Annotated in this window: 19 protein-coding genes and 1 tRNA gene (1 of these 20 cut by a window edge); 9 read left to right on the forward strand and 11 right to left on the reverse strand. The window is 47.7% G+C overall.

Annotation, left to right across the window (positions count from 1 at the left end; translation table 11 throughout):
• Positions 1–51 precede the first annotated feature (51 nt).
• Positions 52–828, forward strand: coding sequence for a TIGR01548 family HAD-type hydrolase (locus tag SYN6312_RS00740; protein ID WP_015122949.1), 777 nt, complete (start codon positions 52–54; stop codon positions 826–828).
• Here SYN6312_RS00740 and SYN6312_RS00745 read toward each other — a convergent pair.
• Genes SYN6312_RS00745 through SYN6312_RS00755 form a run of 3 tightly spaced genes read right to left on the reverse strand, consistent with a single transcriptional unit; the run spans position 818 to position 4,032 of the window.
• Positions 818–2,737, reverse strand: a complete 1,920-nt coding sequence (locus SYN6312_RS00745; protein WP_015122950.1) for an ABC-F family ATP-binding cassette domain-containing protein — start codon at positions 2,735–2,737, stop codon at positions 818–820. The two genes, SYN6312_RS00740 and SYN6312_RS00745, sit on opposite strands and share 11 nt — an antisense overlap.
• Before the next feature lie 6 nt (positions 2,738–2,743).
• Positions 2,744–2,968: a sulfur carrier protein ThiS gene (gene thiS, locus SYN6312_RS00750; RefSeq protein ID WP_015122951.1), complete on the reverse strand. Its 225-nt coding sequence runs from the start codon at positions 2,966–2,968 to the stop codon at positions 2,744–2,746.
• Positions 2,969–2,985: 17 nt separating this feature from the next.
• Positions 2,986–4,032 carry a thiamine phosphate synthase gene (locus tag SYN6312_RS00755; protein WP_015122952.1) on the reverse strand — a complete coding sequence of 349 codons (1,047 nt, stop codon included), beginning with the start codon at positions 4,030–4,032 and terminating at the stop codon, positions 2,986–2,988.
• Positions 4,033–4,174: 142 nt separating this feature from the next.
• Here SYN6312_RS00755 and SYN6312_RS00760 point away from each other — a divergent pair, with 142 nt between their 5' ends.
• Positions 4,175–4,696 carry a hypothetical protein gene (locus SYN6312_RS00760; protein ID WP_015122953.1) on the forward strand — a complete coding sequence of 174 codons (522 nt, stop codon included), beginning with the start codon at positions 4,175–4,177 and terminating at the stop codon, positions 4,694–4,696.
• Here SYN6312_RS00760 and SYN6312_RS00765 read toward each other — a convergent pair.
• The 4 genes from SYN6312_RS00765 to SYN6312_RS00780 form a co-directional block, all read right to left on the reverse strand.
• Complete coding sequence (locus tag SYN6312_RS00765) at positions 4,693–6,105, reverse strand: YdiU family protein (RefSeq protein ID WP_015122954.1); 1,413 nt, start codon at positions 6,103–6,105, stop codon at positions 4,693–4,695. The genes SYN6312_RS00760 and SYN6312_RS00765 overlap by 4 nt on opposite strands.
• A 34-nt stretch (positions 6,106–6,139) precedes the next feature.
• On the reverse strand, positions 6,140–6,403 hold the full coding sequence (locus SYN6312_RS20480; RefSeq protein ID WP_371257388.1) for a Uma2 family endonuclease: 264 nt from the start codon (positions 6,401–6,403) through the stop codon (positions 6,140–6,142).
• A gap of 211 nt (positions 6,404–6,614) precedes the next feature.
• A complete protein-coding gene (locus SYN6312_RS00775; RefSeq protein WP_015122955.1) occupies positions 6,615–7,202 on the reverse strand; it encodes a Uma2 family endonuclease in 588 nt (195 codons plus the stop codon).
• A gap of 68 nt (positions 7,203–7,270) precedes the next feature.
• A complete protein-coding gene (locus SYN6312_RS00780) occupies positions 7,271–7,963 on the reverse strand; it encodes an N-acetylmannosamine-6-phosphate 2-epimerase (RefSeq protein WP_015122956.1) in 693 nt (230 codons plus the stop codon).
• Between the two features lie 320 nt (positions 7,964–8,283).
• Between SYN6312_RS00780 and ilvB the strand changes: the two genes are divergently transcribed.
• A complete protein-coding gene (ilvB, locus tag SYN6312_RS00785) occupies positions 8,284–10,092 on the forward strand; it encodes a biosynthetic-type acetolactate synthase large subunit (RefSeq protein WP_015122957.1) in 1,809 nt (602 codons plus the stop codon).
• A 52-nt stretch (positions 10,093–10,144) separates the two neighbouring features.
• On the opposite strand, the gene SYN6312_RS00790 is transcribed toward ilvB, so the two are convergent.
• Positions 10,145–11,149, reverse strand: a complete 1,005-nt coding sequence (locus SYN6312_RS00790) for an acyltransferase (RefSeq protein ID WP_015122958.1) — start codon at positions 11,147–11,149, stop codon at positions 10,145–10,147.
• Between the two features lie 217 nt (positions 11,150–11,366).
• Between SYN6312_RS00790 and SYN6312_RS00795 the strand changes: the two genes are divergently transcribed.
• The 4 genes from SYN6312_RS00795 (at position 11,367) to SYN6312_RS00810 (ending at position 16,142) form a co-directional block, all read left to right on the forward strand.
• Complete coding sequence (locus SYN6312_RS00795) at positions 11,367–12,005, forward strand: hypothetical protein (RefSeq protein WP_156804718.1); 639 nt, start codon at positions 11,367–11,369, stop codon at positions 12,003–12,005.
• 70 nt (positions 12,006–12,075) lie between these two features.
• Complete coding sequence (locus tag SYN6312_RS00800; protein ID WP_015122960.1) at positions 12,076–12,795, forward strand: diacylglycerol/polyprenol kinase family protein; 720 nt, start codon at positions 12,076–12,078, stop codon at positions 12,793–12,795.
• Between the two features lie 102 nt (positions 12,796–12,897).
• A complete protein-coding gene (locus SYN6312_RS18080) occupies positions 12,898–16,062 on the forward strand; it encodes a PAS domain-containing hybrid sensor histidine kinase/response regulator (RefSeq protein ID WP_015122961.1) in 3,165 nt (1,054 codons plus the stop codon).
• Between the two features lie 7 nt (positions 16,063–16,069).
• Positions 16,070–16,142, forward strand: a tRNA-Arg gene (locus tag SYN6312_RS00810).
• Between the two features lie 16 nt (positions 16,143–16,158).
• Here SYN6312_RS00810 and miaA read toward each other — a convergent pair.
• The gene (miaA, locus tag SYN6312_RS00815) at positions 16,159–17,076 is read right to left on the reverse strand and encodes a tRNA (adenosine(37)-N6)-dimethylallyltransferase MiaA (protein ID WP_015122962.1); all 918 of its coding nucleotides are present in this window, start codon (positions 17,074–17,076) and stop codon (positions 16,159–16,161) included.
• 133 nt (positions 17,077–17,209) lie between these two features.
• Between miaA and gyrB the strand changes: the two genes are divergently transcribed.
• Both gyrB and SYN6312_RS00825 read left to right on the forward strand, forming a co-directional pair.
• Entirely contained in the window at positions 17,210–19,132 is a 1,923-nt protein-coding gene (gene gyrB, locus SYN6312_RS00820) for a DNA topoisomerase (ATP-hydrolyzing) subunit B (RefSeq protein WP_015122963.1), read from the forward strand.
• 14 nt (positions 19,133–19,146) lie between these two features.
• On the forward strand, positions 19,147–19,710 hold the full coding sequence (locus SYN6312_RS00825; protein ID WP_015122964.1) for a Uma2 family endonuclease: 564 nt from the start codon (positions 19,147–19,149) through the stop codon (positions 19,708–19,710).
• Positions 19,711–19,741: 31 nt separating this feature from the next.
• On the opposite strand, the gene SYN6312_RS00830 is transcribed toward SYN6312_RS00825, so the two are convergent.
• Positions 19,742–21,472: an ATP-binding protein gene (locus tag SYN6312_RS00830; RefSeq protein ID WP_015122965.1), complete on the reverse strand. Its 1,731-nt coding sequence runs from the start codon at positions 21,470–21,472 to the stop codon at positions 19,742–19,744.
• A 265-nt stretch (positions 21,473–21,737) separates the two neighbouring features.
• A protein-coding gene (locus SYN6312_RS00835; RefSeq protein ID WP_015122966.1) for an aromatic acid exporter family protein crosses the window boundary here: on the reverse strand, positions 21,738–22,330 show its 3' portion. 1,615 nt of this gene lie beyond the right edge of the window; only the last 593 of its 2,208 coding nucleotides appear in the window; its start codon lies beyond the right edge, outside the window; it ends in the stop codon at positions 21,738–21,740.

Genomic DNA, 22,330 nt, shown 5'->3' on the forward strand with positions numbered 1-22,330 from the left:
AGGCCTGGGGGGGTATTTCTGGCAGGGGTTTGTTCTGTTGGTGGCCGGGTTATGCCTCACACTCCAATTGCGGTAATTTTTGATATTGACGGCGTTATTCGGGATGTGGGGAATTCCTATCGGCGGGCCCTTGCGGACACAGTTGAGCATTTTACCCAGGCCTATCGCCCCACCCCAGAAGACATTGATCAACTCAAAGCCGAAGGGTGTTGGAATAACGATTGGGACGCGTCCCAGGAATTAATCCGTCGCTACTGGGCAACCCAGGCCCCTGATGTAACTCCCGCCCTGAGCTTTGAGACCATTAAGGCCTTTTTCCAATCCAAATATCGCGGTGAAAATTTTAATGGCTATATTCGCGATGAACCTCTTCTCGTCAATTTAGAGTTTTTTGCGCCGTTAACCCAGGCCGGAATTCATTGGGGTTTTTTTAGTGGAGCAACGAGAAAGTCTGCTGAATATATCTTGACAGGCAGATTAGGCTTATTATCTCCCTGCTTAATTGCAATGGAAGATGCCCCCAGCAAACCTAATCCCACCGGACTATTTCAGGCCCTTGAGCAACTTAACTTCCCACTTCAGCCAAACTCTACGGTCATCTATGTTGGGGATACGGTGGCAGATATGCTGACCATTAAGCAAGCGCAACAACAAGCTGACTATGGCCATTGGGTTGCCGTGGGAGTGATTCCGCCCCATGTTCAAGATCGTCAAGCTTATACCGAGATTTTGCTCAAGGCTGGGGCCTGGCAGGTTTTGGATCAGACCTTAGACCTAACTCCCCAACTCATTTACGGGTTAATGACCCAAGTCCACCTTACGAGCTAATCCGTTCGGCTAGGGCCAGCCAACGTGCTGTAGCCGCGTCAATGGATGCATTTAAATCTGCCAACTGTTGGGAGAGTTTCTGGAGTTCCGTAAAGCCATCTGGTGGGTTGAGATAGAGTTGCTTTTCCAGGTTCTCTTTGGCCAGTTCCATGGCGGGAATTTGGCTTTCTAAGGCTTCATATTCCTGTTTTTCCTTAAAGGATAGTTTACGGGGCTTCTCCTGGTTGTGGGGTATTGCAGGGGGGTTGGCTGGCTTAGTGGCGGTCGGTTGTTTACGGATGGGCTTGGGATCTTCCACCGCCTCGGCCTGTTTGTAGTCCAAGTAAACGCTATAGTTACCCGGATATTGGCGTAAACTCCCCCCGGGTTCAAGGGCAAAAATTGTCTCCACCACCCGATCTAAGAAATAGCGATCATGGGAAACGACAATTACCGCTCCATTAAAGTCCTCAAGATAGTCTTCTAAAACAGCGAGGGTTTGGACATCTAGGTCATTGGTGGGCTCATCTAAAATCAGTAAATTCGGGGCACTGATCAGCACTTGTAAGAGAAACAGACGGCGTTTTTCCCCTCCTGAGAGAAGACTAATGGGGGCATATTGCTGATTGGGGGGAAACAGAAACCGCTCTAGCATCTGCGAGGCTGTGATCACCGTTCCATCCGCTGTGGTGACTAATTCGGCTACACCCTTGAGATAGTCAATAACGCGCCTATTGCCGTGGGCAGTCAGGTCATCGGAATGTTGATCAAAATAGCCAATGGCAATGGTCGAGCCAATTTCAACGCTGCCGGCATCTGGTTGGACTCGCCCGCTGATTAAGTCCATGAGGGTTGATTTACCCGCGCCATTGCTACCAATAATCCCAATCCGGTCTTCTGGGCCAAAGGTATGACTAAAGTTGTGGATGAGAGTGCGGCCGTTATATCCCTTGGATAGATTCTTAAGTTCAATGACTTTCTTGCCAATTCGCCGCCCAGCCGTGGTGATATCAACTTTGCCGTGGGCAGATTTAAATTCTTGCTCCTGCAGATCCCGAATTCGCTCAATCCGAGCTTTTTGTTTGGTGCTGCGAGCTTTGGGGCCGCGCTTGAGCCATTCTAGTTCTCGCCGTAAAACCCCGCTATGTTTACGTTGGCTGCTGGCCGCGGACTCTTCAGCTTCAGCTTTTTTATCCAGATAGTAGGCGTAATTACCGTCATAGGCAAAAAGCTCGCCTCGATCAATTTCGACAATCCGTTGCGTAACCCGATCTAAGAAATAGCGATCATGGGTGATTAATAAAATAGCCCCCCGAAACCGACTTAAGTAGGCCTGGAGCCATTCCACCGAAAGGGCATCCAAGTGGTTGGTTGGTTCATCCATCAACAGGACATCTGGGGTCGAGATCAGGGCCGCCGCAAGGGCAATTCGCTTTCGATAGCCGCCTGAGAGATCCCCAATATTGGCTTCTAAATCCGTAATAGCTAATTTGCTGAGAATAATCTTGGCTTGGGTTTCCAAATCCCAGGCCCCGAGTGTATCCATCTGTTCTGAGACCTGGGATAAGCGAGCCATGAATAAATCACTATTGGCCTGGGGGTGGGCTAGCTGGGCTGAGAGTTCCTCATATTCCTTAACCAAAGCCATCTGTGGCCCACTGTCAGCAAACACCTGCTCGAGTACCGTCAGCTCTGGGTTTAAATCTGGTTGCTGCGGTAAGTAAACAATTTTGGCACTGGAGTTCACCCAAACGTCCCCACTGTCATAGGGTTCCAGGCCAGCAATAATTTTTAGGAAGGTAGATTTACCAGAGCCATTGATCCCAATCAGCCCCACTTTATCCCCTTCATTGAGGGTGAAATTGGCATCTCGGAGAATTTCCTTAATCCCAAAGTCTTTCGATAGTGACCGCAGTGTTAATAAGGCCATGGAACCTTAACCGCCCCCAACGATGGTGACAATTTCTAAGCGATCTCCATCTTGAACCATTTGCCCAGGCCAGAACTGACGATGGAGAATTTCTCCGTTATATTCAATGGCAATCAGGCGGGGATTGAGATGCCGGCTTTCGAGTAATTCTAATAGCTTGAGAGACGTTGGCAAGGGGAGGGTTTCGCCATTCAAGTAAATTGTGATGTTTTGGGCTGTGGCAGCGGTCATTGGGTTTACCTGAGCAACTAATGTTTTGAGTTGGGATGGGTGTTGAGGGTCTGGAGCAGTTTCTGGGTGGCGGCTTGGGGATCGGCAGCGGCCATAATGGCTCGGACGACCGCGACTTGTTTAGCTCCAGCCTGGACGACTTCCCCAATATTTGTGTCGTCAATGCCCCCAATCGCAAACCAAGGCATCGGGGCCTGGGCCTGGGCATAGCGAATATAGTCAAATCCCACGGCGGCTTTTCCGGGTTTGGTAGGTGTGGTGTAAATTGGCCCGACACCAATATAGTCTGCCCCTTCCGCAATGGCCCGTTCCATTTCCTGGGGGTTTGTGGTGGAGCGACCGACCAGTTTATCAGGGCCTAAAATTCGCCGCGCTAAGGTCATGGGGACATCTTGTTGCCCTAAATGGACACCATCGGTATCTACCGCTAGGGCTAAATCAACGCGGTCATTCAGGATAAACAGGGCATTGTATTGCTGACAGAGGGTTTTCAGGGCCTGGGCTAGATGCAGGCGAGTTTGGTCGTCGCTGGTTTTATCTCGATATTGGACGAGTTGCAGGCCCCCTTCTAACGCGGCTTTGACCATTGTGATCAGGTTCTCATGGGGGGAGGTGACTAAATATAAAGGGGTATTTTTCAGTTTGTCTAGCTTGGCCTGGGGCAGGAGTTGGCTTTCCAGGATATATACCTGATAGCGGCTCTCTTTGGCGGCTTGGGCCAGGCCTGGGTCGGCTAGCTTGGCATATTCTTCTAGAACCCGCAGAGACTCCTGAATCCGGCTGAGGTTTACCTGTAAAACATCGCGAATATCTGTGCGCTGGGTTTCTTGGTGGTGGGTTAAGGTTGTCCCCGGATCGGTGGCGGTGTTCCGGGCCTGGCGATAGTGGGGGAGATGGAGTGCACCAAGGGTTTGCCGGAGTTCTTTACAGGTTTGGGTGAGGCCTTGATCTTCGCGGCCAAAGCGACACCATTCTTCAATCACCCGTAATCCTTCTCTGGCTCGGTCAAGGTTCGCATCTAAAATCCGCCACAGGGCTGGTTCTGACATCACTAAATTTTGCATAGGGTCGGCAACAACACCAAAAACTACTAACGTCCCTCTTCTATTATCGCCTCTGGGTTTATGGCCCCAGGCCTGGGGGAACTAACGTCATATTGCATCTCGTCAACCTTTGCCAACCTTATCTTGTCTTGAATTGATGGTTATGAATCGGATCAACTCCCGCACTAAATTGATCATCACGCTTTCAGTCATGGTCTTTGTGACTGGCATCGTAATCCAAACGGCCCAGGCCAATCCCTTAAATCGCCCGGAAGCCGTGACCATTCTTGTGCCGCCGCCGGAATCTCCTGCCCTGACGACCCCAGCAGACCGTTTTCCCCCGCCTGCCCCGCCCGCGATTCCCAGTAGTGAAGGGATTTTACCCGTGCCGCGGGCCACTATTCCAATGGGTTATGTGGGGGAATCTACCCAGGCCAACCGCTTACCCCCTCCACCCGGTAGTACGGTTAGTGTTGTTGCCAGTGGTCCCCGCTATCGAGTGGTTGTTCTCTCAAACTTAGGCGAGCCACAACTGCAAACGTTGGCCCCAGGAGCCTTTTTCAGCCGCTATCAAGGTCAATCTGCAATGCAAGTGGGGAGTTTTCAGGAGCGTCACCGGGCCGAGAATTTTGTCCAAGTGCTGGCCAATAATGGTTTCCAGGCCGCGATTGAAATGTTACCCTAGTCTTGGATGTCCAAAATCAGTTGATTAAAGGGTTCCCAGTCATCCCGCTCTGTAATGGCTGCCCAAACCTGCTCAATAGTTGGTCGGGTCATGATCACCAGGGAATTATAGGTTTTCAGGTTGGCTTGAATGTGGGTTAATTCCGATTCCGGTAGTTGGTTGAGGGCGTGGAAATAAGCAGTTTGCCAGGTATTCAAAATCTCTGGTTTTACTGATTGAACTAATTCTGATGTTCTCAAAATATGACCAGAATCCACTCGCCACAATGGACTAAATTTTTGTCGGAGTTCAACAAAAAACTCACTGTACCCAACTTGGCTGGCGGCTAGAAATTCTCCCGTGGCCTGGACGAGCTTTGTTGCCTCTGGAAGTCCCAATTGGGGTAATCCCAGCCGTTGGATCATGGCCTGGACATAGGCGGTTTGAAACAGAGGAGCAAATTTCTCTAACCGTTCCGCCATCCCCGCTGGATCAATGACTGCTGCTAGGGGCCGTTGTAACATTTCTAAATTCCAGACACAAATCCCTGGTTGATTGCCATAGCTATAGCGTCCGTAATGGTCAAAATAGGCGGCTGTAAAGTGGGTATCGTAGGTGGGAATAAAGGCAAAGGGGCCGTAATCAAAACTTTCCCCAGTAATGGACATATTATCTGTATTCAATACCGCATGACAGAAACCCGCCGCCATCCATTGCGCCACTAAATTTGCTGTTTTAGCCACCAATTCTTGATAGAAATCTAGATAGGGTTCACTCCTTGTTAAGAGGTGAGGATAGTAATATTCCAGAACATGATCCAACAAGGGGGGAATTAAGTCAGGACGTTGGAGGGCATGGAGACGCTCAAAGGTACCAAAACGAATATGGGAACGACTGAACCGGACTAACACCGATGAACGAGTTGGAGAGGGTTCATCCCCCCGCCAGAGTTGTTCTCCCGTTTCAATCAGGCTTAAGGTTCGCGAGGTTCGCACGCCCAAACGGGCCAACATTTCTGAGCCTAAAACTTCTCGCACCCCGCCTTTGAGGGTTAAGCGGCCATCTCCGCCCCGCGAATAGGGAGTTGTCCCGGAGCCTTTGGTGCCAAAGTCGTAGAGTTCCCCATCCAGGCCCCGCACCTGCCCATACAAAAAACCACGCCCATCACCTAAACGGGGATTATATTCACCAAATTGATAACCGTGATAGCGCATGGCCAAAAGGGGTTCTCGCTCTTGAAACTTACCAAATGCCGCAATAAAATCTTCATCTGTGACTGCTTCCGGCTCCAGGCCAAGAATCTTTAAGACCTGATCATTACGAAATCGAAGGATATGTTGGGGAAATTCGGCAGCAGCAACTGGATCTGAGTAGTTATCACCTAGGGATTGCAGCGCAGGGATATAGTCCAGGCCAAGGAAAGGATTCATTTAATTCATTCCATCTAAATCAGAAATGTAACACTTAGACTGATTCCAGAGATTCACACTCAATAGCCTCATAAATATCAGCAATTTTGAACTGAATACCTATTACATCTAGAGATAGAACCATAATTATACGATAGGTAGCAAATGTTTCTCCATAGTCATAATTACGATTCGATGTAGATAATATTTCGGCGACTAAAACGGGATTCATCACCGTATCACTGCGACCAGGTTTGAGTTCAATCGGTTTGCGAGTCACAATCAGATCGGGATAGGTATAGATATTCTTTTCAGGAATTCACAATTGTTGATCGGTATGAAAGATTTTGTCAGGTTGGAACCGTAACGCTAATTTCAGCAAAAATAGTAGGCTGCCAGATATGCTGTTGTGTGTAAAGGTTTCCCGGGCATCAGTCTAATTTCTCCATGAATATACTCATGCCGTTCTTGGGCCGTTTCTTCATCGTCCAGATAGGCTTGGGGGCTGTAGGTTTGAGGACTTATGGAGATCATGATGCTGTGGAGGTTAAGTTAGTTTTTTGATAAAGATCAGTGAGTTTGATGGTAATGTTGGCGATTGTTAAGGCTAAGGTCGCATCCAGCCCATTGAGAATTGTTTCGCTCCATTGATGATCCGGTTGCTTAATAAATTGCCAGACTTCAAGCTGGTATTGATCAACTAAGAGATATTCTCGCAAGCTGGGAATAGCTTTGTAAATGTCAAATTTTTCATCTCGATCATAGGCCTGGGTAGATTTAGATAGGACTTCAGCAATCAATACTGGATTCATCAGGTTGTCTTCTCGGCCGGGTTGACTTTCCCAGGGATCAGGAAGCACCATCACATCAGGATATGTATAAGTGTTTTTTTCGGGAATCCATAGGCGTTGATCAGCATGAAATACATCAAACGGTTGTGAATCCAGGCCTGTTAGTAATAGTGCATACGATCTGCCAGAAATTTTATTGTGATTAGGCATTCCCCCAGGCATGAGTCTAATTTCTCCATCAAGATATTCATGTCGCTCTAGGGCAGTCTCCTCAAATGTCAGGTATTCTTCTGGGCTATAGAGTTTGCGGGCAGTGGCCTGGGACATAATTTTATTCACTTGATGAAGCAGTTTGACTATTTTGAGGCTATTTTTTAACTATTATGACCGATATTTTAGGTGAGACACATTGCTCTGAGATAGGCCTGGACTTTCAGATCAATGCCAGTAATGTCTGTTCCCACAACAACACAGTTGGCTCCTAAATCTAGGGCTTGGCGGGCCATTGTTGGTGAACTGATCCCCCCTTCACAAATAACGGGAATGGTCATTGTTTTTACTAATTTTGTCAGTAAATCCCAGGCCGGCGGTTTCTCCTGTCCTGTTAATTCTGTGTAGCCAAATAATGTTGTCCCCACACAATCCACCCCTAAATCGGCAGCAATTTGAGCGGCTTCTTCGGTATCAATATCGGCCATCACAGGCTTGCCTAAAACATCCTGAATTTGGGTAATTAAATATCCTAAGTCTTCCGGGCGGGGACGTTGGGTGGCATCAATCGCAATAATATCGGCTCCAGCTAAGGCAACCGCTTCCGCTTGATCAAATCGGGGGGTGATATAGACCGGATAATCGGGACTGACTTGTTTCCACAGGCCAATGATCGGGACCGAGACCAGGTTACGGACGGCGGCAACATGGGCGGGACTGTCAATCCGAACCCCAACGGCCCCTTGAATAACCGCTGCTTGGGCCATGGCGGCAATCACCATTGGATTATGTAACGGGGAATCACTCGGGGCCTGGCAGGAGACCACAAGACCACCTGCTAAAGACTCCAGGCCTGGAGGAAAGGACTTATTCATCATAAAAATTACCTAAGCAACCGTGAATCATCAGCAATCAACACCGAGCCTTAACAATACTCTATAGTTCCTGTTTGGCAATCATGGGGCATGGCATTTACAAAGACTATACTTAAGGATTTAAGGCTTGAAATCTTGCCGCGATAGAAACGTTGGTTTTCCCAGGCCAAGGAATGCTTGTAACAGAATATTAAGTATCGGCCTTGATTCCCTCCGCTCGTCTCGACACACTAGAAGTCGCCCAATTACAATTAATAAACTTAGCTTTAGTTTTTCTCAAAAATTACCTAGCTTTCTTTAGTGCTTGTCTGTGAGGTTGGCCTGTGCGTGCAACTGGTGCGTTTATTCTCCTCGATAGCCTTTGTCGTCATGGGGTCGAGTGTATCTTTGGCTATCCCGGTGGGGCGATCCTCCCAATTTATGATGAGCTATACCGTGCCGAGGCCCGCGGAGATATTCGCCACATTCTTGTCCGCCATGAACAGGGAGCCGCCCATGCAGCCGATGGTTACGCCCGGGCCACAGGGAAAGTGGGTGTCTGTTTTGGGACATCGGGGCCAGGAGCCACGAACCTTGTCACAGGAATTGCCACAGCCCATATGGACTCGATTCCGATGGTCGTGATTACCGGCCAAGTTCCCCGTCATGCCATTGGCACAGATGCTTTCCAAGAAACGGATATCTACGGGATTACGCTGCCGATTGTTAAACATTCCTATGTGGTGCGCCAAGGCGCGGACATGGCCCGGATCATTGCCGAAGCGTTTTATATTGCGGGTACCGGCCGCCCAGGCCCTGTGTTAGTGGATATTCCCAAGGATGTTGGCCTGGAGGAATGTACCTACAAACCCATTGCCCCTGGGAGCGTCAAACTGCCTGGCTATAAGCCCACCGTCAAAGGGAACGCCCGTCAAGTCACCCAGGCCCTCAAACTCATTCGCCAAAGCCATCGGCCCTTACTTTATGTAGGTGGAGGAGCCATTGCCGCCGGGGCCCATACAGAGATTAAACATCTCGCCGAACAGTTCCAGATTCCGGTGACAACAACCCTAATGGGGAAAGGCGCGTTTGATGAAACCCATGAATTAGCCCTAGGGATGTTGGGGATGCACGGAACCGCCTATGCCAACTTTGCCGTGAGTGAATGTGATCTCTTGATTGCAGTGGGAGCGCGGTTTGATGATCGGGTTACGGGCAAGTTAGATGAATTTGCGGCCCGGGCGAAAGTGATTCACATTGATATTGATCCGGCGGAAGTGGGTAAAAATCGCGCCCCCGATGTGCCGATTGTGGGTGATGTCCGGGCTGTGTTGACCGAATTACTCACCCTGATTCGGGACAATGAACCACCCACCATGAGTAAGACCCAGGCCTGGTTAGAACGAATTCGCCATTGGCAAGCGGACTATCCCCTCGTTGTCCCCCATCCTGATGGAAAATTGTCGCCCCAAGAAGTCATTTATCAATTAGGAGTCCAGGCCCCGGATGCCTTTTTTACCACCGATGTTGGGCAACACCAAATGTGGGCGGCGCAATTCCTCAAAAACGGGCCACGGCAATGGATTTCCAGTGCAGGCCTGGGGACAATGGGGTTTGGCTTACCCGCCGCAATGGGGGCCAAAATGGCCGTGGGTCAACGACAGGTTATTTGCATTAGTGGTGATGCCAGTTTTCAGATGAACTTCCAAGAATTGGCCACCTTGGCTCAGTACGGAATTGCAGTCAAAACGGTGATTATTAACAACTTCTGGCAGGGAATGGTGCGTCAGTGGCAAGAGGCTTTTTACGCAGAACGCTATTCCCACTCCAATATGGAACCCGGAATGCCAGACTTTGTGAAGTTAGCGGAGGCCTTTGGCGTGCGGGGGCTGCGAATTTCCCATCGAGATGAATTGGAGTCTGCTATTACCGAGATGTTAGCCTCCGATGGCCCGGTACTCATTGATGCCCATGTGGTGCGGAATGAAAACTGCTATCCGATGGTGGCTCCCGGTAAGAGTAATGCCCAGATGATTGGCTTGCCGGAAAAACGCACTCTTGAAAAAGCAGCAGAGCTAATTTATTGCCCTAGTTGCGGTGCAAAGACTATTTCCAGTCATCATTTTTGTCCAGAGTGTGGTAGTAAACTTTAATAATAACTATCGGAAATTAATAATATTGCTATCCCAATCGGTTGATAACTAGCTATTTAATCTTTTTTCTTAGTTTAGGATATAGCCAGAGTTCTGTAGCCAAGCAGAATAAAATCAATATCAGAAAGTAGAATATTTTTGCAACTATAGGGTTCATATAATCTTTCAAATAAGAAGCATCTACAAACAAAGGCTGATGTGCAATATATAGAGCATATGAAACCGGAGCAATCCAGCAACCCCAGCCTAAAATCTGGTTAAATCCAATCCATTTTAATTTCTGCCAACCAAGTGCCATAGCGATGATTACAAGAGCAGCTGTAATATGACGAAACTCTAAGAAAGGGTGAATACCAGGTGTGAATTTCCCCCCCCTGTAGGCAATGTAATGAATACAGGAAATAAATAAAATGGTAGATACTGCCATCATGGAAAAACAAGAAACCTTGAGAGTTCTCCATTCTATTTTTTTATTTTCAATATAAATTCTAGCAATAACTACTCCTGTCCACCAGACTGGAAAGTAAAATAGTAAACGACTAATGAAGTTTGGATAGATTAAATAAGTGATAACAGAAACAAGCCCTGTTACGCCAATAACCAATGTTTGCTTTTCTCTCTTTAACATTGTGGCGGCTGGGAAATAAAACATATAAAACCACCATTCATAGTGTAAAGACCATAATGCACTGGCAAATAAGGTTGGCACTATAACGTTAGGCTTCCCAGTCCCAAAATCTTGCAGCATCAGCAGATTACCAGCAAGTTGTCCCCAAAACTGAATAGAAGATAATTGTGTTTTCTGAAGGAGAATTACCACTAAAAATAGACATATGAGAATTGAATAGATACGAATAAACCTTTTATTGAAATAATATATGAATCCTTTGTCAAGAGTTTTCCGTGAAGAATACTCAATTACAAAACCTGCAAGGAGGAAAAAAACAATAACAGCCTCTTGACCAAAGGATAAAATAAAATTATTAGGAAATAGATGACCTAAAACCACATATACAGCGGCACAGCCTCGAACAGCTTCTAATCGTTGGAGTTTCATTAAATTAGGAACCTTAAGATTGAATACTATTAGTTATTCTATTGAGATACTGAGAAATAATGGCATAATCCTTTTCTGGGGTAGGATTAGTCGTGAGAGATTTAGTCACTACAATAAGTCATTATTTTTTATGATTGGCCAGCGGCTAAAGTACGTTAACTCTGCCTCACTAGGACTGTCTCTCCTACTGGGAACTTGGCTCACGGGATGTTTTGGATTGGTTTCAGCGGATACTAAGCAACTAGCTCCCTACGCCACTAAAACTCTAGTTCCAGGCCAAGGCTTGGGTGACTTAGAGTTAGGCAAAACAACACTAGCTGGGTTTGTCAATAAAATTGGCGCAGGTCAGGTGGCACTGATTTATGGAGATGACCAAGGTATTGAACTCAACTTTCAAGATCGCCAGGCCTCGTTTTTATTTATCGTGACTAGAGAGTGTCAAGATCAAGCTGGTGTCCTCAGAACCCACTCAGAAATTTATCAAAACCTCAAAGCCTTTTTAGCAAAATACCCGGCCTGTGGTGAATTAAAGCTGTCTAGCCTTTCGGTTACTCAGCCGTTTTTTCGGGGGCAAACAAATCGCGGGGTCAAATTGGGTGAACCGCTAGCCACCGCCAATGCCCAAGGGACTCCCCTCGACCGCCCAGGCCAGTTTCAGTTTCTTGCCGGAGCCGATGACTCAAAAATTCTAGAGTTTAGCGGGGGCATCTATATCCACTATCCCAATCCCGGCCCAACCCCAGAGGAGATGTTTAGGGGGCAACCCTTATCCGCCCAGCGCCTAGAAGAAATTAATAAAGAGCAAGCACAAGACGCCAAAATTAGCCGGATCACCCTCTTTATCCCCGAATCTTAATAGCCCTAGCTTACTACCCATAGCAATTTTTGCGATGATCTGCTTATTGCAATTGTCTTAATTCCAAATCATGCCTGAATTTTCCCCACATCAGATTGGCATCCTCATTCAAACCCATAGTTTAGGGGTGGGGGTTGTGATCGCTTGGCTTGGTATTGTTTTACTCACAGCAGAATTGACCTATCGTTGGACAACGTGGGGAGCGGAAGTTTCTCGCAAAATTGTTCACATTGGTACGGGTAATATTATTCTCCTGGCCTGGTGGTTCCAGATTCCTGCCATTCTGGGGATTATCGCTTCTATTTTTTTTAGTGGGTTAACGTTGCTGTCCTACCGCTATCCAGTTTTACCCAGTGTTAGTGGCATCGGCCGCCAAAGTTGGGGAACATTTTTTTATGCCGTCAGTATTGGAGTCCTGCTGGTCTGGTTTTGGCCCACTGCCCCTGCTTTTCCAGTCTTGGGGATTTTGACAATGGCCTATGGAGATGGCTTGGCGGCAATTATTGGGCAGCGTTGGGGGCGGCATCCTTATCAAATTGGCGGGATCAAAAAAAGTTGGGAAGGTTCCTTGACGATGGCTGTGGTGACAATGGTGATTGCTGGCTTAGTCTTAGGGCCACAGGGAAATTTGAGTTGGTCGGCCTTAACTGTTATGGCCCTCATCTTAGGAGTGGTGGCTACTGGCCTGGAGATATTTTCCCGTTGGGGGATTGATAATTTGACTGTTCCCTTAGGGACTGCTGGCCTGGCCTGGGGCTTGAGTCAATTACTGGTGCATCACACTTTTTAGGGCCTTCCTCATCATTCAAATTGATAAAGCGAATAAGTTAGGCTAGGAACAGTCTTAAGACCAAGGCCATCACCGTTTCTAGGGTGGGATCAAACCTCAATTATGATCAATGATGCCCGTTTTTTAGTCCAGCGATTTCTCCTCATATTTGTACCGGTGTCGGCCCTGATTGGCTTATTTCTGGGCTACATTTATACAAATCAAAAAAATAATACTCGACTAGATTACCAATTGCGGGAAGAGTCCAAAATTGAGCGGGGTATAAGTACCATTAGTAACACCTATGAACGAGTCATTTCGGATATTCGCACCCTTGGCTCTCAAAGTAGTGTTCAAACAATCTTGCAAAAGGGTCTAGCGGCCCCGGAATATTATTTAAGAGATATTAAAGACTACACCCAAAATAAGGGTCTTTATGATGCACTGCATTTTCTTAATCCTGATGGTGTAGAAGTTGTCCGCTTTGTCCTAGATTCTCAGCACCAGGCCCAACTGAGTCAACCCCAGCTCGGTAAACAACTGGCAACGTCATTAGGCATTGATTCCGCGGCCTTGAGTCAATGGCATTCCAAAGATATTCAAGCGGATCCCATGGAGTTAAAAACCGATTCGGGACGAATTCTGCAGCCTTACTATCCACTAATTCGTTTTGTTACGCCGATCTTTTCCCAAAACCGTAAATTTCAAGGCACCCTTGTAGTTGATTACACCGCCAATGATCTGTTCAAGGACTTTGGTCAAAACTGCATTAGTCCTTTAGGCTCTTGTCAATTACTGAATGCTGAAGGGGACTGGATTCTCGGAGAACAGCCGGATGATCATTGGTCATTCATGTTTCCATCTTTAGAAAAACAATCCTTTGCCCTGCGATACCCACAAGTGTGGCAATTGCTCCAAACCCAATCATCGGGGCAGATCGAAACCGCTGATGGCCTGTTTACGTTTAAGCGAATTACCCCCCAAGGGACAAAGCAGAACAATCACGGCTACATCATTGTTTCCCGTGTTTCAGATCAGGCTTTATCGGCTTCGGTTGCTCCCTTACGGCTGCAATTCATCGGATTATTTTGCATCTTAACCTTAGCAGTGGCTGGTGTTTCCGCCAAAATTAGTTGGGAACAGTTACGCCAATATCATCTGAATCAAACTTTAGAGGCGAGTGAACGCACATTTCGCTATCTGAGTGATATGTTGCCTGTGGGTGTGTTCCAGGCCAATGCCGAAGGGATGAGTACCTATTCCAATCAAAAAATGCTAGAGATTTATGGCCTTTCCCAAGCAGAATTGACCCGCGGGGATTGGGTGAACTTTATCCATCCCGATGATCGCAAGGCAATGGTGAATTCCTGGTTCGATAGTGTTAAAAAGCAAACATCATGGCAGCATCAGTTTCGCTTAGTTAGAGATGGGCAGGAGCGATGGATTGTCGGACGTGGGACACCAGTATTTGTGGATGGTCAATTAACAGGGTATATCGGTAGCTATGAAGACATGACCCAGGCCATGGAGCAGCAACAATATTTGGCCCAGGCCAAGGAAGCAGCAGAACAGGCCAGTCGGGCTAAGAGTGATTTTCTCGCCACCATGAGCCACGAAATTCGCACCCCCATGAACGCCATTATTGGCTTAACTGGCCTGTTGTTAGACATGGAATTAACCGAACAGCAACATGAGTTTTTGAATACAATCCGCGCCAGTGGCGATGCCTTACTCAGCCTAATTAACGATATTTTAGACTTCTCCAAAATTGAGTCAGGACGACTGGAAATAGAAGCTTATCCCTTTGATCTGCGGGCCTGTGCTGAGGAAGCCTTAGATTTGCTGGCCGGGCGGGCTAATGAACAGGGCTTAGAGTTGGCTTATCACATGGAACCCAATACCCCGGTCGCGGTGACGGGCGATATGGGGCGATTACGACAAATTTTGGTCAATCTGATTGGTAATGCTTTGAAATTTACGGCGGCAGGGGAAGTAGTGCTTTATATCCAGGCCCATCCTCTCACTCCCGTTAATCCCGATCCCACCCCAGAGGCGACGGAAGATACTCACTACCCCATCCATCAGCCCTATGTCTTTCAATTTGCGATTCGTGACACCGGAATTGGTATTTCTCCTCAGGGCGTGACCCGTCTCTTTCAGCCTTTTAGTCAAGTGGATGCTTCAACAACGCGCTATTTTGGCGGAACTGGCCTGGGTCTAGCCATTTGTAAGCGTTTAGCAGAGGCGATGGGAGGGACGATCTGGCTTGAAAGTTGCGATGGCAGTGGCAAGCTGGCCAAGGCTGGACAACCTCACTCAGGCTTTACTCCAAGTCCCTCCTCTCAACTCACCAACAGGGGGTCAACCTTTTATTTCACCGTCACGATGCCCGTAAATCTCCAGGCCGAGGAGCAGAAATCCGCCCACACGATTGCCTCTCTCCAAGGCCGGAAAGTCTTAATTGTGGACGATAACGCCACCAACCGCCAAATTTTAGAGTTACAAACCACATCCTGGCACATGGAACCCCAAGCCTATCCTGATGCTAAATCGGCGTTAACGGCCCTAAAGGCGGGGGCTAATTTTGATTTAGCAATTTTGGACCTACATATGCCTCACATGAATGGCCTGGAATTGGGACAAGCGATTCATGGTCTAGAGGCCCACAAACATCTCCCCTTAATCATGCTTTCATCTGTTGGACAGGGGAATGCCCTAATTGCCAGTCAACATTTTGCCGCCGCGATTGCGAAGCCGATCAAACAATCCGCCCTCTTTAATGTCCTACTGCGCATCTTGAATGAATTCCAGGCCAGCCAAACAGTCCAAAAGCCCGTGACCCTCTCCCCTGAAACTTCGATGGCTGATTTGGCCAAACATCTTCCTCCCTTGAAAATCTTACTAGCAGAAGATAATAAGGTCAATCAAATGGTTGCCTTGCGAATTCTAGAACGCTTAGGGTATCGGGCAGATGTGGTGGCCAATGGCCTGGAGGTACTCGCAGCACTCCAACGACAACCCTATGATGTGGTCTTGATGGATATGCAAATGCCAGAAATGGATGGAGTTACGGCCACTCAAGAAATCATCAGGGCCAGGCCCTCGCAAAATCGTCCCTTTATTATTGCCATGACGGCCAATGCCATGGAGGGGGATCGAGATATTTGTTTAGACGCGGGGATGGATGACTATCTCAGTAAGCCCATTAAAATTCCGGAATTAGTTCGAGCCTTAGGCCAATGTCAACCCATAACAGCAACAAGAGCCGAAAAATTGGGCTATAATTAGAGGCCGTGGACATGTAGCTCAGTGGATAGAGCATCAGATTCCGGTTCTGAGGGTCGGGGGTTCGAATCCCTCCATGTTCGTTAACTAGTAGTCTAATTAGGGTAGCAGGCCCTGTCTAAACTCTTGTACCCGCTCCCAAAGCTGATCCAATAGATTTTCATCCGCGGCCTCAAACCACTCAAAGGTCATGCGGTTACGAAACCAAGTCCGTTGGCGTTTCCCAAATTGGCGGGTGTGGATTGTGGTTTCCTCAATGGCCTGGTCTAAGCCAATCTGCCCTTGGAGATAGCGACCCATTTCTTGATATCCCAGAGTTTGCAACAGCGGCAATTCCCATTCATATTGCTTGACAAGAAACTCGATTTCCCCAATCCACCCCTGAGCCAGCATTGTTTCAACTCGCTCCCGAATCTTGCTGCTGTAGCTCCCTAGGTCTTGATAATCCAATCCTAAGAATAAAATTTGATAATTGGGGGGATGGTGATGTTGCAAACTTGAAAGCGGAACCCCTAAAACGTAATACACTTCCAACGCTCTCAAGGTGCGCACCTGATCATGGGGATGAATGCGTTGACTGGCGGTGGGGTCAATCTGTTGGAGCCACTGATAAATTTCCCTTTGCCCGAGATGACTTAGTTGTGCCCTGAGTTCAGGTTGGGGTGGCACCGGTGGAATGGTTAAACCTTGGGTGATGGCCTGGAGATATAGCCCAGTCCCGCCAACTAAAAGAACTGTTTGATGCTGGGTGTGAAAGTGTTGGATCAAGTCTTGGGCCTGGGTCTGATACTCAGCAACCGTCAGGGTTTGCGTTGGCTCACAAATATCAATCAAGTAATGGGGAACCTGGGCCTGTTGTTTTGGGGTGGGTTTAGCGGTGCCAATATCCAGGCCCCGATAGACTTGCCGAGAGTCTGCACTAAGAATGACCGTTCCCAAACCTTGTGCCAGTTTTAGGGCCATCTCTGACTTCCCGCTCGCAGTCGGCCCAGCAATGACAATTAAACCGGGTTGCATCCCCCCTGTATTTTTCCCTTCTAGTGCGCCGTGAATCGCCGTTAACCCTTTTGTGCTAGAATTTTCAATGGAATCATCATTTTCTTGATTTTACCCAGTGAATTGGCCTGGAATTGACCGTTAAGGAGTTTTCATGTCCTTGGATTACAATGCCGCTCAGTTGCGCGTCCTCAAAGGGTTAGAGCCTGTCCGCACCCGGCCTGGGATGTATATTGGCACAACTGGCCCCAAAGGACTCCACCATCTAGTTTACGAGGTCGTGGACAATTCCGTTGATGAAGCGCTTGCCGGTTACTGTAACCATGTCCTGATCCAGATGAATCATGATGGTTCGGTAACGGTGACGGATGATGGGCGGGGAATTCCAACTGACATTCACCCAGATACAGGATTGTCGGGCGTAGAAACAGTGATGACGGTGCTTCATGCGGGCGGTAAATTTGGGGATGGGGGTTATAAGGTTTCAGGCGGACTTCATGGTGTTGGAGTATCCGTTGTTAATGCGCTTTCTGAATGGTTAGAAGTGAAGGTTTGGCGGAATAATACGGTCTTTACGCAACGCTATGAACGGGGTGTGCCGATGACGGCCCTTGAGCCTAGCCCAGCTACAGAGAACCGCCGCGGCACCTCTGTCACCTTCTTTCCGGATCGGCAAATTTTTACCGAAACCATTGAATTTGAGGCCAAAATTCTCACCAACCGCTTGCGTGAACTGGCTTACTTAAACGCTGGAATTCGGATTGAGTTTATTGATGCTCGTGGTGAAATACCCCAATCGGAAGTGTATTGTTACGAGGGCGGTATCCGGGAATATATTCAATACATGATCCAGGACAAAGAACCCCTGCATCCAGAAATGATCTATGTCCAGGGGGAAAAAAATGATGTCCAAGTTGAGGTGGCCTTGCAGTGGTGTTCCGATGCCTATAACGAAAGTTTGATGGGCTTTGCCAACAATATTCGCACCAATGAAGGTGGAACCCACTTAGAAGGCTTAAAGGCGGTCTTAACCCGTACCCTCAATTCCATTGCCCGCAAGCGTAATAAGCTCAAAGAAGGTGATTCTAATTTGGCGGGAGAAAACATTCGTGAAGGCTTGACGGCCATTGTTTCTGTCAAAGTTCCTAATCCTGAATTTGAGGGGCAAACCAAGACAAAACTGGGAAATACGGAAGTGCGGGGGATTGTTGACTCGGTGGTTGGGGAAGCCTTAACGGAATATCTGGATTTTCGCCCCCAGGCCGCTGATGCTATTCTGGAAAAAGCAATCCAAGCCTTTAATGCTGCTGAAGCCGCCCGCCGGGCCCGAGAAATGGTGCGTCGGAAATCGGTATTAGAATCTTCAACTTTGCCGGGGAAATTAGCTGATTGTAGTTCTCGGGATCCATCGGAATCAGAAATCTTCATCGTGGAAGGTGATTCTGCGGGTGGGAGTGCCAAACAAGGGCGAGATCGGCGCTTTCAAGCAATTTTGCCATTGCGAGGAAAAATCCTCAACATTGAAAAAACTGATGATGCCAAAATTTACAAAAACACGGAAATTCATGCCCTCATTACCGCCCTTGGCCTGGGGATTAAAGGGGAAGATTTTGACTCCAGCCAGTTACGGTATCACCGGATTGTAATTATGACAGATGCGGATGTGGATGGGGCGCACATTCGGACATTATTGCTCACCTTTTTCTATCGCTATCAACGGGATTTAGTTGATCAAGGCTATATCTATATTGCTTGTCCACCGCTGTATAAACTCGAACGGGGTCGCCAACATTACTACTGCTACAATGACCGACAGTTGCAAGAACGAATCGCCAGCTTCCCAGAGAATGCCAACTACACCATTCAGCGATTCAAAGGTTTAGGAGAAATGATGCCCCAGCAGTTATGGGATACGACCATGAATCCAGAAACCCGGATGATGAAGCGAGTTGAAATTGAAGATGCCGCTGAAGCAGATCGGATGTTTACAATTCTCATGGGTGATCGCGTTGCCCCACGGCGAGAATTTATTGAAACCTATGGGCCGAAATTAGCACTAGCTCACTTAGACATCTAATTTTGGGGTTGAAGATGGTACAAACTCCAGTCAAAAAACTCACCTTAGAAGATTTCTTAAAACTGCCGGAAACCAAACCTGCCAGTGAATATATTGATGGAGAAATTATTCAAAAGCCCATGCCAAAAGGGAAACATAGTATTCTTCAAGGTGAGCTGTTAACCGCAATTAATAGTATTCTTAAGCCTCAACGGGTTGGCCTAGCTTTTCCTGAACTGCGGTGTGTATTTGGAACGAGAGCAATTGTCCCAGATATTGCGATATTTACCTGGAGCCGGATTCCTTTAGATGCAACGGGGGAAATTGCTGATATCTTTTTATCTGCACCGGATTGGGTTATTGAAATCTTATCTCCTGATCAAAGCCAAACAAAACTGATTAGTAAAATTTCCCATGCAATTATTCATGGTACTCAAATGGCCTGGCTAATTGATCCTAGCGAAAAAAGTGTACTTGTATTTTCAACTACTTACTCTGTGCGCGCTTTTGCAGAATTCGATAACCAGTTGCCAGTACCAGAATTTGCCCAAGACTTGCATTTAACGGTGGGTGAGTTGTTTAGCTGGTTAATTGTCTAACGTCCCTCCTACATCATCCCACTTGGCGTTTTTACTCAATACTGAGGCCACCCACCTTGCGCGAACGTGGCCGACCTTGGGGTAAAGCAGCTTTGACTTCTCGTGCTTCTTGATGCTGAGTTTGAAAATAGTCTTGCCATAGTTGAGGTGCATCTAAGGTTTCCCCGCCATGTTGGGTTAAGCGTGTTCTGACTCGGCACAGTAAGGGTGTATTCACACAGGCCCCGGCCACAATGACTTGACCTTTACTCAGGGCGGGTAATTCCTTGAGTAAATCCCGACCAGCCGCTTCTACCCCATATTTAAGGCTGTCTTGATCTACGGGATTAACAATCCGCAAAATAAATTGGCTCATACATTGGGACATAACATCGGAATCCAGCTTCCCCGGCCGTTGGGTAATCAATCCCACTCCCAGGCCAAACTTGCGCCCTTCACTGAGAATAGTCCGAATCACCTGTTTACAGCGGGAAGGGTCATGGGCCGGGGCAAAGCGGTGGGCTTCTTCCAGTAAGACAAAAATTGGATAGGGTAAATAATTTTCATCCCCTGCGCCGACATTGCCTTTGTGAGTATTCATCCGGGCCTGGTTGGCTTGCCTCAGAATCGCCGCACAAATCACCTGTTGCTCTTCCTGACTAATTTCGTTCATTTGTAAGACCGTGACTTGGCCTGGGGCAAACAAATCCTGGGGGGCCAGATGTTGAAAGGCGTGGAAGTAGGGGGATCGGGCTAACTTATCCAGTTTCCATTCCAGGGCTGGGGCCGAACTCCCTTGTTTTTCATTGCCTTCTTCATCTTGGGTGCGGTCGGCCTCATTCACGGCCTGGATTAAGTCATTAATATCCCAGCGTTTATCCTGATATTTTTTGATCACATTGGCATAGGCTTTGTTGAGAATGGCCTGTTGGCGATCGCTCATTTGCGGTAACAGACTGAGGATGTCGTAATAGTCCAATGAGGAAACCCGAATGTTGACGTTATTGGGTGTGAGAATTTTGACCTGGGGCTGATAGCCATCCTCACCGCGAAAGGCTGGATGTCCCCGTAACTCTTCTAGGGTGTGATATTCCCCATGGGGATCGAAAATTAAGACCGCGGCCCGATTCTTAGGGAGCATTAATTCTTCCACTAGAACCCCGGCTGTATAGGATTTACCCGACCCTGTCCCTGCCAAAATGACCATGTGAGTACTGACCAGTTCTTTCACATCCAAAGCCACAGGTACAGCTTCCGGCGGACGTAATAACAGCGAACCTAAATGGACTGAACCGACCGCATCGGGAGCTTTTTTATTGAGAATTTGCTTGAGGGTGGCATCCGTGGCCTGGAAAACTTTTGTACCTGGGTCTGGGGGCCGGCGCGGGTTGGAAAAGCCTAGGCGAGAATCAAAGAAGCCAATTACTTCAACGGTAATTTCATACAGTTCTGGGGACTCGTACTGAAACCCAATCAAAGCAGCTATAGCCCCTGGTTCTAGCTCTCCATCGGCAAACATCCGATCTGGCAGGTGATCCACTAACCTACAGGCCGAGATTTTTCCCAGAATTTCTAGCGGCGGTTCGGCTCCATTGGTTCCAGATACGTCCAGTGGGGGTGAATGATAAAAGACGAATTCTCCGATCCGCACCGGCCCAGGATTAGCTGTAATAAAGATGTACTCATTACCCGTCTCCCCAGGCCCTTTGACCCGGCCGACAATAGTTAAGGCTGGCCCAGGGGACATCAATTCAGGTGTAATAAATTCTGGTAAAGCGGGCATGATCATCACTAATAAAAAAGACCAGCATCAAAGTAACTACTGGTCATTCAGCCCAATTGTATCTTGTCTCAATCGGAGAGTTTTATGGCTTGCCGCGACCCAGGCCGGGAATGGTGTTAACTTCGCCGCCTAAGTGCAAACCCGCTTTAACCCACCAACAGCATCATAATGTAACAAGGTACACAAAAAATGATTCATAAAACTTTACAGTTGATTGAGTCACTAAGTATAAATACTCCTAATCAATCTGAAGTGGAATAGGAATTTACGTTTGGCTCAGGAGTCCTTGGCTACTTTTTGGGGTGCTTGGCCAATCTTTGAGCATTGCTCCTAAGTTTTCGCTGAGTTCCTGGAAAGTGGCAAAGAGTTGAATTGCTCCCATGACAGCATCTAGGTCATAGTCCTTGGTTAATCTGCGAGAGCGGGCGGCTTCTAGGTGTTGGATGGCCCGGTGTTCCGCTTGGCTGAGGATGTCCACGAGCCTAATATTGGGTTGGGTTTCAGTCCTAATCCCAATGGCAATTTCCTCCAGACTTTTTGTAATGGGATAAGCCAGGGCCTGGGGATGTCCAAATAGACGTTTGTAGGCCGCGATTGATTCTGGATGCTGAAGGGCTTCCTCTAGGAGCAATAGATCCCGAAAAATTGCTGTTTCGTAACTGAGGGTAAAGTTCCAAAATCGTTCTGTTTGGGAAATTGTAAAGTCGTCAATCGGATCCAAATGCACCTCAGCTAACATTTTTCGCTGGGACATCAGGTTTTGCCGGGCTTGGGATAAATCTACGGACAAAGGGACAACTGCCTGAGATTTGGGGACTAATCCGGCCATGAAGCTAGATAAGGTTGTGGCAAACTCCT

Source organism: Synechococcus sp. PCC 6312 (assembly GCF_000316685.1).
Lineage (GTDB): Bacteria > Cyanobacteriota > Cyanobacteriia > Thermosynechococcales > Thermosynechococcaceae > Pseudocalidococcus.